Annotated in this window: 7 protein-coding genes and 2 pseudogenes; 4 read left to right on the top strand and 5 right to left on the bottom strand. The window is 58.1% G+C overall.

All coding sequences use genetic code 11. From position 1 onward, the window contains the following. From AVMA1855_RS26040 to AVMA1855_RS26030, 3 genes are all read right to left on the bottom strand, one after another. The coding region (locus AVMA1855_RS26040; RefSeq protein WP_502870387.1) for an aldehyde dehydrogenase family protein at positions 1-317 on the bottom strand (317 nt) is incomplete at its 3' end. 120 nt (positions 318-437) lie between these two features. Then, positions 438-1,988: a UxaA family hydrolase gene (locus tag AVMA1855_RS26035; RefSeq protein ID WP_284427932.1), complete on the bottom strand. Its 1,551-nt coding sequence runs from the start codon at positions 1,986-1,988 to the stop codon at positions 438-440. 100 nt (positions 1,989-2,088) lie between these two features. After that, positions 2,089-3,093, bottom strand: a complete 1,005-nt coding sequence (locus AVMA1855_RS26030) for a tripartite tricarboxylate transporter substrate binding protein (protein ID WP_284427931.1) — start codon at positions 3,091-3,093, stop codon at positions 2,089-2,091. Between the two features lie 149 nt (positions 3,094-3,242). Between AVMA1855_RS26030 and AVMA1855_RS26025 the strand changes: the two genes are divergently transcribed. Both AVMA1855_RS26025 and AVMA1855_RS26020 read left to right on the top strand, forming a co-directional pair. Then, positions 3,243-3,701 (top strand): thioesterase domain-containing protein, encoded by a 459-nt coding sequence (locus AVMA1855_RS26025; RefSeq protein ID WP_284427930.1) that lies wholly within the window; start codon positions 3,243-3,245, stop codon positions 3,699-3,701. A gap of 111 nt (positions 3,702-3,812) precedes the next feature. After that, a complete protein-coding gene (locus AVMA1855_RS26020; protein ID WP_284427929.1) occupies positions 3,813-4,748 on the top strand; it encodes a LysR substrate-binding domain-containing protein in 936 nt (311 codons plus the stop codon). Positions 4,749-4,925: 177 nt separating this feature from the next. Here the strand turns inward: AVMA1855_RS26020 and AVMA1855_RS26015 are convergent. Beyond that, positions 4,926-6,005: pseudogene (locus AVMA1855_RS26015) on the bottom strand (IS5 family transposase). Positions 6,006-6,270: 265 nt separating this feature from the next. Between AVMA1855_RS26015 and AVMA1855_RS26010 the strand changes: the two are divergent. Both AVMA1855_RS26010 and AVMA1855_RS26005 read left to right on the top strand, forming a co-directional pair. Next, positions 6,271-7,857 (top strand): metallophosphoesterase, encoded by a 1,587-nt coding sequence (locus tag AVMA1855_RS26010; protein ID WP_284427928.1) that lies wholly within the window; start codon positions 6,271-6,273, stop codon positions 7,855-7,857. A gap of 120 nt (positions 7,858-7,977) precedes the next feature. Beyond that, a complete protein-coding gene (locus tag AVMA1855_RS26005; protein ID WP_284427927.1) occupies positions 7,978-9,330 on the top strand; it encodes an STAND family AAA ATPase in 1,353 nt (450 codons plus the stop codon). Positions 9,331-9,462: 132 nt separating this feature from the next. Here the strand turns inward: AVMA1855_RS26005 and AVMA1855_RS26000 are convergent. Next, a pseudogene (locus tag AVMA1855_RS26000) lies at positions 9,463-9,752 on the bottom strand (tartrate dehydrogenase); the annotation flags it as partial. Between the last annotated feature and the right edge of the window lie 542 nt (positions 9,753-10,294).

The raw sequence follows: 10,294 nt of genomic DNA, 5'->3' as shown, positions 1-10,294 counted from the left end.
CCCTCGGCCAGGGGCTTGCCCTGCTCCATGGAGATCAGGGCGCCCAGGTCGTCCTGGTGGGCCAGCACCCGATCGTTCCAGCGCTTGATGATGGCCGCGCGCTGCTTGGCGGGCACCTGGCGCCAGGCGGGGAAGGCGGCATGGGCGGCCTCCAGTGCGGCCCGGGCCTCGGGGGCGCCGGAGTCGGGCACCTCGGTGATGACGGTGCCGGTGGCGGGGTCGGTCACGGGCAGCAGCGCGCCGGGGCCGGGGTGCCAGTGCCCCGCGATGAAGTTGGCGCTGCGGATCAGGTCGGGGCGGTGGAGAGTCAGGGGCAGGGTCAGGGGCATGGGAGGGACGGAATGGGGTTGGAATGAAATCGGGCTCCAGTGCAAATGACACTAGGGCATTGTGCTATCAATTTTGTAGTGATGGTGCCTGGCCCGGTTCAGCCAGGGTCAGCTCACGATGCCCAGGTGCCACGGCACGAACTCGTGGTCGCCCAGGCCCAGCAGCTCGCTCTTGGTGGCGCCGCCGCTCGCGTGCCGCAGGATCTGCTCGAAGATGCGCTGGCCCATCTCGGGCACCGTCAGTTCGCCGTCCAGGATCACGCCGCAGTTGATGTCCATGTCTTCCTCCAGCCGCTGGTACATGGCCGTGTTGCTGGCCAGCTTGATCGTCGGCGCCGGCTTGCTGCCGAACATCGAGCCGCGCCCGGTGGTAAAGCAGATCAGCTGCGCGCCGCTGGCGATCTGCCCCGTGGCCGCAACCGGGTCGTAGCCCGGCGAATCCATGAAAACGAAGCCGCTCTCGTCGATGCGCTCGGCATATTCGTACACCGCGCGCAGCGGCGTGGTGCCGCCCTTCATCGCCGAGCCGAGCGACTTTTCGAAGATGTTCGCCAGCCCCCCGGCCTGGTTGCCGTGGCCCACCACGCCGTTGAACTGCGCGTTCTGCCCGGCCGCGTAGCGCTCCCACCAGGCCAAGCGGTCCAGCAATTTTTGCCCCACCTCGGGCGTGATCGCGCGGCGCGTGAGCATGAACTCCACGCCATGGATCTCCGGCGTTTCCGACAGGATGGCCGTGCCGCCGTGGCGCACCAGCACGTCCATCGCCGCGCCCAGCGACGGATTGGCCGTGATGCCCGAGAACCCATCCGAGCCGCCGCACTCCAGCCCGATCTTGAGGTGGCTCGCGCTCACCGTGCTGCGCCGCGCGGCGTTGGCGGCGGGCAGCATCGCCTCGATCGCCTCCACGCCCGCGGCGATGGTGGCGCGCGTGCCGCCCACCTCCTGCATCACCAGCGTGCGCATCAGGCGCCCGCGCTGCAATCCTTGCGAATCCACCAGCCCATCGACCTGGTTGCGCTCGCAGCCCAGGCCCACGATCAGCACGCCCGCCAGATTGGGGTGGCGCGCATAGCCGGCGATCGTGCGGCGCAGCACGTCGAAATGCTCGCTGGGCGACGACATGCCGCAGCCGCTCGTCTGCGCGAACGCCACCACGCCATCGACGTGCGGGAAGGCCTTCATCCGCTCGGGCGTGAAGTGCGCGGCGATCTGCTTGATGACCGTGGCCGAGCAGTTCACCGACGACAGGATGCCGATGAAGTTGCGCGTGCCCACGCTGCCGTCCTCGCGCACGAAGCCCTGGAACGTGGCGCGCTCGGCTTGCGGCACATAGTCCACCGGCCGCACGTCCGCACCGAAGGCCGGGTCGCGGTAGTAATCGACCAGTTCGATGTTGTGGCTGTGCACGTAGTCGCCCGGCTCCAGGTCGCGCGTGGCCACGCCGATCACCGTGTTGTACTTCTTCACCTGCTCGCCCTGCGCGATGCGCCGCGCGGCGATCTTGTGGCCCGCCGGCACCTGGGCGCGCGTGCGCACGCCCAGTTCGGCGATGGCCTGCCCGATCGCCAGCGCCGACTTGGCCACCAGCACGTTGTCGTTGGGGTGCAGGTGCAGCAGCGGGCTGTCGGTGGGGGCGGGGAGCGGCGCAATGGCGTTCATCGGTGGGGCTTTCGGGTGGGGGCGCTTAGGGGGGGGCGTGCGCTCTCTCGCGGGGTGGGGCGGCGCGGCGGCTGCGATGCCGCCGCCCGTTCGCTCGGCATCAGCTCTTCATCAGCTCGCGCAGCTTGAGCTTGTCGATCAGCACGGTCTCCTTGGCGTAGACCGTGTTCACGTATTTTTCGTAGTCGGGGCCGTCCAGGTACAGCAGCGGCGCATCGAGCCGGTCGGCCACGGCCTTGAACTCGGGGCTCGCCACGGCCTGGCGGAAGGCCTCGCGCAGCTTCGCCGCAATGGCCGGGTCCAGCCCCTTGGGTGCACCGATGCCGTTGGGCGCATCCACCACCACGTCGTAGCCCAGCTCGCGCAGCGTGGGCGTGTCCTTGAAGCGCGCGGTGCGCTGCTCGCCCCAGGTGGCCAGCAGGCGCAGCTTGCCCGCTTCGACATGCGGCGCCCACGAGCTGGAATCGGCCAGCGCATCCACATGGCCGCCCAGCACGCCCTGCAACGCTTCGGCGCCGCCCTTGAACGGCACGTGGTTCAGGCGGATGCCCGCCACGCTGGCGAATTCCTCCATGCCCACGTGCGTGGCACCGCCCACCCCCGCGTGCGCATAGGTCACCTGGCCGGGGTTGGCCTTGGCGTGCTGCACGAAGTCCTGCAGCGTCTTGAACCGCGAATCGGCCGGCACCGCGATGCCGAAGGTCTGGCCCGAGGTGCGAGCGAGGTAGGTGAAGTCCTTGCGCGGATCGGCCTGCAGCGTGCCCAGTTGCGAAAACCGCGTGACCGAGATCGGGATCTGCCCGATCGTGTAGCCGTCCGGCCGGGCGGAGGCCAGGGCCTTCGAGCCGATCATGCCGGAGGCCCCGGCGCGGTTTTCCAGCGCCACCGCCTGGCCCAGGATGCGGCCGGCCACCGTGCACAGCGTGCGCATCGACTGGTCGGCCGTGCCGCCGGCGGGCCAGGGGCAGATGAAGGTGATCGGGCGCTCGGGGTAGCCGTTGGCCAGGGCGCGGGAGGGAAGGAGGGTGGACGTGGCGGCCAGGGCGGCCGCGCCGGCGGCGCCCAGCACGAACTGGCGCCGCTGCAAGGGGCGGGAAGAATTCATCGATGTCTCCGGTCTGTTTTTTATCGGGAAAGCACAGGCCGGATTCTTGGGCAGACAATCATTGCTTTCCAATGAATTAGCAGACTCGCTTCATAGCCCGCAGGTTATGAATCCGAACGGCACCTTCCCCTTTGTTGAAAGACGCACCGATGACCACCGAACCGACCAAGGCCCTGCAGCAGGTGCTGCACCACGACATCCCGCTCACCCGCGACATGGGCCTGACCGTGCTGCGCTGGGAGGACTACGCGCTGCACCTGCATCTGCCGTTGGAGCCCAACGTCAACCACAAAAGCACCATGTTCGGCGGCAGCCTGTATTGCGGCGCCGTGCTGGCCGGCTGGGGCTGGCTGCACCTGCGCCTGCGGGAGGCGGGCATCGAGGGGGGCCACATCGTGATCCAGGAGAGCCACATCCGCTACCCGCTGCCCGTGCGCGGGGCGGCGGTGGCGATCTGCGAAGCGCCCGACCCGGCCTTGTGGCGCACCTTCATTACCACGTACCAGCGCCGCGGCCGCGCGCGGCTTGCGCTGCACACCGGCGTCCGGGCCGAGGGCAGCGAGGACGATGCGGTGCAGTTCACCGGGCAGTTCGTGCTGCACCGCTGACCGGGGCGCGGCCGGCCCGTGCCGGCCTGTGCCCCGGTGCCCGGGCTGCATCGCCCACCTGCGGCTTCCTTTCCTGTCCTTTCCTTCAACCACCTTCCACGCCCACGCCCCATGAGCCAGATCGACCGCGTTTTACGCTCCAACCTCAAGCTGCGGCACCTGCAGATGCTCGTGGCGCTGGACCAGTTTCGCCATGTCGGCCGCGCGGCGGATTTCCTTTCCGTCACCCAGCCCGCCGTCTCCAAGACCCTGGCCGAGATCGAGCGCATGTTCGGCCTGCCGCTGTTCGACCGCTCCACCCGCGGCACCGAGCCCACCGCGGCCGGTGCGAGCGTGGTGCGCTTCGCGCGGTCCGTGCTGGCCGGCTACGACCGCACCCGCGACGAGATCGCCGCCGAGGCCAGCGGCGCGCGCGGCCGCACCAGCGTGGGCGCCATGGTGGCCGCCACGCCCGTGCTGCTGGCGCAGGCGGTGGAAAAGCTCAAGGCCCGGTCCCGCCACACCACCGTGCTGATCGAAGAGGGCGACCTGACGCGCCTGCTGCCGAAGCTGCGCCTGGGCGAGCTGGACCTGTTCGTCGGCCGCCTGGAGCCGGGCTACGCATCACCCGACCTGGAAACCGAGGCCCTCTACGACGACCCCATGGTCGCCGTCGTGCGGCCTGGCCACCCCCTGGCCACGAAGCGCAAACCCCGCTGGGCCGACATCGCCGGGCAGCCCTGCGTGCTGCCCCCGCCCTGGGCCTCGCTGCGGGTGAAGCTGGAGCAGCAGTTCTTCGCGCACGACCTGCACCCGCCGGCCGACATCGTGGAGTCGGCGTCGTTCCTGTCGCAGATCACCTTCTTGCACCAGCGCGGCGCCGTGGCCTTCATGGCGCGCACGGTGGCGCGGCATTTCGCGGAGCAGGGAATGCTGGCGGTGGTGAAGGTGCCGGTGGAGATCGAGTTGCCGCCGGTGGGGCTGATCCGGATGCGGGGGGTGGAAGGGACGCCGGTGACGCAGGCGTTGGTGGGGTGTTTGAGGGAGATCAAGATAAGAGGGACTTGAGCTGTGATTTAGCTAGAACAGTTCAGTTTGCGCCCGTTCTCTGCAGGGAGCCTCTAACACCGCCATGTTTGACGAATCCGAATAGGGACGAGTGGGCGCCAGCAGCCGTTTGAATGCGTGATGAGGCCCAGAGGCGGTTTGAGTCTGGTGCATGAGGGGCCTTGCAGGCCCGATGGCTCAGGCTTTCACCGTTTGCAGGCGCACTTGTGCCTTGCCAGTGGCGGGCTTGAAGAAAGCATCCACGCCCCGATGCAGGAACCAGGCCAGTCGCTTCATGTTGTAGCAGGCGGCCATCACCGTCATCCGCACCGTGGCGCGCGCCTGCCCGATGGTGCGCACGAACTTGCCCCCCCAGGTTGCGGATACCGGCGAACACGTGCTCCACCTTGGCTCGTTTCTTTGCGATGCGCTGGTTGCGCCCCTTTGGGCATTCGCTCTGTGGTCGGCCCGCCTGCGCGCGGTGCTGCATCGCATCCACGAATCCCAGCACTTTCAGCATCTGGCGCCTTTGGCGGCTCGGGTAGGCTTGTCTGCATGCACTGCCCGCCCGGTGTTGTGCATGTCCAGCACCTCCTCGAAGTGGTGCCCGTCGTGCTCGCTGGCCGTGCCCGTGGCGAGGCGGCGTATGAATCCGTGCTTGAGGTCCACGCTCACGCTGAGCTTGTAGCCGAAGTGGCTTTTGCCGTGCTTCTTCGTGTGCGTGGTCTCCACGTCCTTTTGCCTGAGTCGCGCTTGGCTCCAGTCCGGCTGCCCGCCTTGTGCCAGCGTTCGCCGCTCCTGCTGGCCGATGTGCTGTCGGGGCGCGGGCACCAGCGTGGCATCAATGGCCTGCCCGCCCCGAGCGATGTAGCCGTGGCGCTGCAGTTGGGCATCCACCCTCTGGAACAAGGCTGTCCCGCCCACGCCAAGGCGCTCGCCAAAGCGCCAGATCGTGTTGCGGTCCGGCACGTTCATCGCATCCTGCAACAGACAAACCGCTGATAGCTCCCTCGGTCCAGCAACTGATACTCCGTCTGCTCATCGGACAGGTTGTACAGCCGCTTTAACACCAGGATGCGCACCATTATCTCGGCGTTAGGCGGGCCGACCGCCCCGGCGGCCACCCCCGCGTTTGATCAAGGCATCCACTAGCCGGGCCAGTTCTGCGATGTCGATGTGCCGCGCGATCACCTGCAGCGGATTGCCTACCTCATCTCTCTTTTGTTGGTGCGAGGCCTCAGCGAACAGGTCGAACTGCAGGGCGCTACGGGGGGTGATCATGGCAAAGGATGGAGCAGGCGTTCTCGATCAACAAGGGGCCGGATGGGTTTTGAGAGGTTCCCAAATTTCAATCCTTCGGCGAAATTCAACAGCGTCACATCATGATCAAAAGCTTTGCATTAAAAATTTGAGGACCTGAACTCCTTGGCTTTTATCGATAGAGCGGCTCAGGTGCTCTAGCCTAGTTCATGAGGGTCTTGCTCGGTATTTATACCTAGTCATACATAAGTTTTTTATCGATCAATTCGTTGATAATAAAAAAATGGCTTCATTACTTATTCTCCATCTCTCGGATATCCATTTCAAGGAAGATGACAAAGATGTTCATCATCGTGCGAATCAAATCGTGGCAGCTACGCAATCCATGCAGTCATTGGTTGCACATATTCTTATGGTGGTGAGTGGCGATATTTCCCAATCTGGAAAGAAAAAGCAGTTTGATAAAGCTCAACTGCTTATTGATGGAATAAAGGCAGAGTTTTCTAAAAGGTCTAACTTGCCGGTGGATGTGTTGATGTGCCCAGGAAATCATGATGCAGACTTTGATCTGCCAAAGGGTAGTGTTCGCTCTCGCCTGCTAAAGCAGCTGGCAACTGAAGATCCTGTCGATATTGATATAGATGCTGTTGAGCAGTGTGTATTGCCATTTGGGGCGTATGAGGATTTTCGCCTTGCTAACGAAACTTTACCCTCTGTGGCTCATTCTCCGATATGGAGGACATCTGTTTTGAATGTTGAAAATAACCGGATTGAGCTGTCCTGTGTAAACAATGCATGGAGCTGCGAGAAACGAACAGAACCAGGCTCTCTTGGTTTTCCAAGCGGCTTAAAAAATAGCGGCTCTGGGCAAAATGGCGCCATCCGGATATTAATAATGCACCACCCTGCTCATTGGGTGTCGTCGAGACAATTTCGGGATTTTCGTCGCCTAACTCGCGATTGCGCTGAGATTTGTATTACAGGTCATGAACACGAGTCAAACTTTGGGACAAATTTTGATAGTGAAACTGGGCGCACGATTTTTGTAGAAGGTGCTGCTTTGCAAGAGCACGGGTCTGCCAACTCGGGTTTTAATGTCTTATTGCTAGACTTTTCTACTAATACGATTGAATGTGCTCCCTTTGAGTGGAATGCTGATAGATATGTATCGGCAGGTGATGTTCTAACTCAAATGCTACCTGATAAGCATCAAGTTGTATCTCTTTCGCCAGAGTGGAGTGATTTTTTACGTGATATTGGTGCAAATGTAACTCATCAGGCTAAACAACGGCTAGAGTTGAATGATATATATGTTTTTCCTGAAATTGAGCCATCGGACGATGACGAAAAATCGCCTGTGGTTACTTCGGCAAAATCTCTTTTTGAAAAACTTGGGAAATCGGATTCTGTAATTATTAAAGGAGAGCAGAAATCGGGGAAAACCGCTTTATTAAAGCAGATATATATTGCGTTGTTAGACGCTGGTTTTTATCCGATATATTTAAATGGGAATAGATTAAAAAGTTCTTCTGAGCGCGAAATTCAGCGCTTGTTGGAGGGCTGTGTTAAAGAGCAGTATGGCTCGGGACATGTCGATAAAGTACTTCAAGCGGCACCATCGGATAAGTTTCTTTTGTTGGATAATTTGGATGCCTATGAATTTCCAGATAGATATTTTGGGTCGGTGTTTGAGAGATTGAAAAATCAATCTAAAGCTATTTTTGCTACTGCTGATAGTTCTTTTCAACTTAAAGAAGCTCTTCTGGGGGAGGAGTTCTCAGCGTTAAGGGATATTAATCAAGTATTTTTATTGGAATTTGGTTTTAGGTTGCGCTACGAGTTGGTGAAAAAGTGGTTTGATATTGATTAGGGCCAAAATACTAGTACGAGTGCCGTAGATGCAACTGACTTATTGATTTCCCGCGTGGTCGGGCGTGGGTTGGTGCCCTCATATCCTCTATTTCTCTTAATTCTCCTGCAAAGCCAAGATTTGGGTCAATCCAATGGGTTGGAGAATAGCGCACTCGGATATTATTATGAGTATATGATTTTGGGTGCTCTTAATTCAAAAGTTCGGCACGAGCAGACTCATGAGGTGCTTAATTACTGCTCGCAGTTTGCATGGTTTTTGAAAAATGGAGAAAAGCAAAAAGTTTCGGATAAAGATTTTCGAGCTTTTCACTCGGCGTTTGAGGATAAATTCGATCTCTCTATAAATTATGAGGGTAGAAGAAGAACCCTTATAGAAGCAAATATCTTCTTATTGACCGATGAGGAGATTGGATTTAGATATCCCTATAGTTATTTCTTTTTCCTTGGGCGATTTTTGTCAAGAAATCTTGAAGATCAAGAAATAGTTGGTTTCATTGGCGAATGCTGTAAAAACTTACACGTCAGAGAGCTAGGCAACGCAATGCTCTTTTTAGCTCATCATTCTACTGATGGGACGGTAGTTTTTGATGCTTTGAAAAAATCGATAGATTCAAGATTTTCCACCGTTAAACCGTTGGCTTTCAATCATGACACAGCCAAACTTGATGATTATGTTGAGAATCTGCCAGCTTTGGTTTTTTCTAAAGAAAATGAATTGGCAGTGCGTAACAATGTGCAGATCCATAATGAAGGCGTGGAGGTGGGGCTTGACGGAATTTTAGTAAGTAAGGATTTTAGTGATGATGATGAGGCTCAAAGAATCGTACTGGATCTTTTGGCTGAGATTAATGGTTTGATTAGAGGGGTGGAAATACTTGGCTCAGCGCTTAAGGCAAATTTTGGCTCAATAGATTCTAAAACTAAACAATCTTTAATTGACACGTTGTTCCAGGGTGGGTTGAGGGCTCTTCGTAGTTTTGTTGAAATATTTGCTGCAACACCTGAAGGGGTGATGGCAGAATTGATTGAAGCTCTTCAGATGGGTGATAACGGAAGTGGGAGTAAAGCAATTAGAGAAAAAGCCATAAAAGTTAAAATATTTCAGGTTGTTGGGCGCTTATCATTTTGGTTTATTCATCGTGTCGGTTCAAGTGTAGGCTCGCGCAGCATGAGTCCAGCAATTGATCGTTATATAAAAACAAATGATACGGTAGCCAATAGATTGGTGGCGATGGCTGGGAAATTAGAAACGCCTGATCCTATTACTTTGGCAGAGTTGAGAGAGTTAAATGGTCGTGTGCTGAAGTCGGCTTTTGCGCAATCAGTGCTGCGTTGGATTGTGTATTCTCGCATTCATATGTATAGAACAGCAGAGCGGGAGAAGCAGCAGATCTGCGAAGAATTGGGAATTCGAATTGAGTTACAGCACGCAATTGATTTTAAAACTAAGGCGACCAAACGCATCAGTTAATAAATTTTGTCATGACTATGAGGGATTTTTAAACGTCTTTGGCTTTAAAGTTTTGGTGAAATATCTTTGCAACAGTGTTTCGGTTGCCGGTTAGGAGTCTTATTGATAGCAGATGAAATAAAAAATATATTATTAAGTCGCCATCAATGCAGCAAGCGTCTCCCAAACCTGCATGGTGCTGGCTGCGCCTCCAAAGCTCCGCGTCTTCGGCCCGTTCCTGATCACCTTTTCAATCGCCACGACCATCGCATAGGAGGGCCTGCCGTCTCCGCGCCTAGCCTTGCGTCAGGAAGTCCCGCTTCAGCGCACCCGGCCAGGTCATCACGATTGTTTTTTGCCATAGATATCCGGCGCCGAGCCTTGAACGGCTCAAACAGGCTGGGGAAGTTGCGCTCGGGATTCAGATTGTCCGGGGGCGCTAAAACCACTCTGGATCAAGCGCCCTGACCAGGGTAAATTTCCCGGTTACTCGCTACTTTGATTCCTGTCCAGTAAGTGGCTGAAGCTATTGGACAGTAGGTACGGCACGAATGAGCCAGCGAACCACCACCAGTTCGACTGCCAGTAGGCGATCCCCCAGCATATCCAGGCGAATAGGACGGTTGCTCTGCGCACTACACGTGATGGGGGAACGGGTTTCATCTTGCGACCTTAACGCCTTGGAAGCCCCACCTCACATAGACAAGGTAGGGCACGATTCGCACTGTGCCTGCTGGAGTGGAAATGTGGATGGGGATGCGCGAAACCTTCTCGATGAATCCATTGAGGGGCCTGCCGATGCGGGCCATGTAAACCCCCGCCCCGAAGATGCCATCTAATCCGAAAGGACTCGCGTTGATGGGAACCTCTCAAAACCCATCCGGTCCCTTGTTGATCGAGAACGCGTGCTCCATCCTTTGCCATGATCACTCCCCGTAGCGCCCTGAAGTTCGACCTGTTCGCTGAGGCCTCGCGCCAACACAAG

Origin of the sequence: Acidovorax sp. SUPP1855, from assembly GCF_030158955.1 — a bacterium.
In the GTDB taxonomy this organism is placed as follows: Bacteria; Pseudomonadota; Gammaproteobacteria; order Burkholderiales; family Burkholderiaceae_C; genus Paracidovorax.
This window is presented reverse-complemented; position numbering and strand designations above follow the sequence as displayed.

Excerpts from the sequence above, each read along its gene's own strand:
- AVMA1855_RS26010 (WP_284427928.1), top strand. The coding sequence starts at position 6,271 with ATGGCTTCATTACTTATTCTCCATCTCTCGGATATCCATTTCAAGGAA.
- AVMA1855_RS26020 (WP_284427929.1), top strand. The coding sequence starts at position 3,813 with ATGAGCCAGATCGACCGCGTTTTACGCTCCAACCTCAAGCTGCGGCAC.
- AVMA1855_RS26035 (WP_284427932.1), bottom strand. The coding sequence starts at position 1,988 with ATGAACGCCATTGCGCCGCTCCCCGCCCCCACCGACAGCCCGCTGCTG.
- AVMA1855_RS26025 (WP_284427930.1), top strand. The coding sequence starts at position 3,243 with ATGACCACCGAACCGACCAAGGCCCTGCAGCAGGTGCTGCACCACGAC.
- AVMA1855_RS26030 (WP_284427931.1), bottom strand. The coding sequence starts at position 3,093 with ATGAATTCTTCCCGCCCCTTGCAGCGGCGCCAGTTCGTGCTGGGCGCC.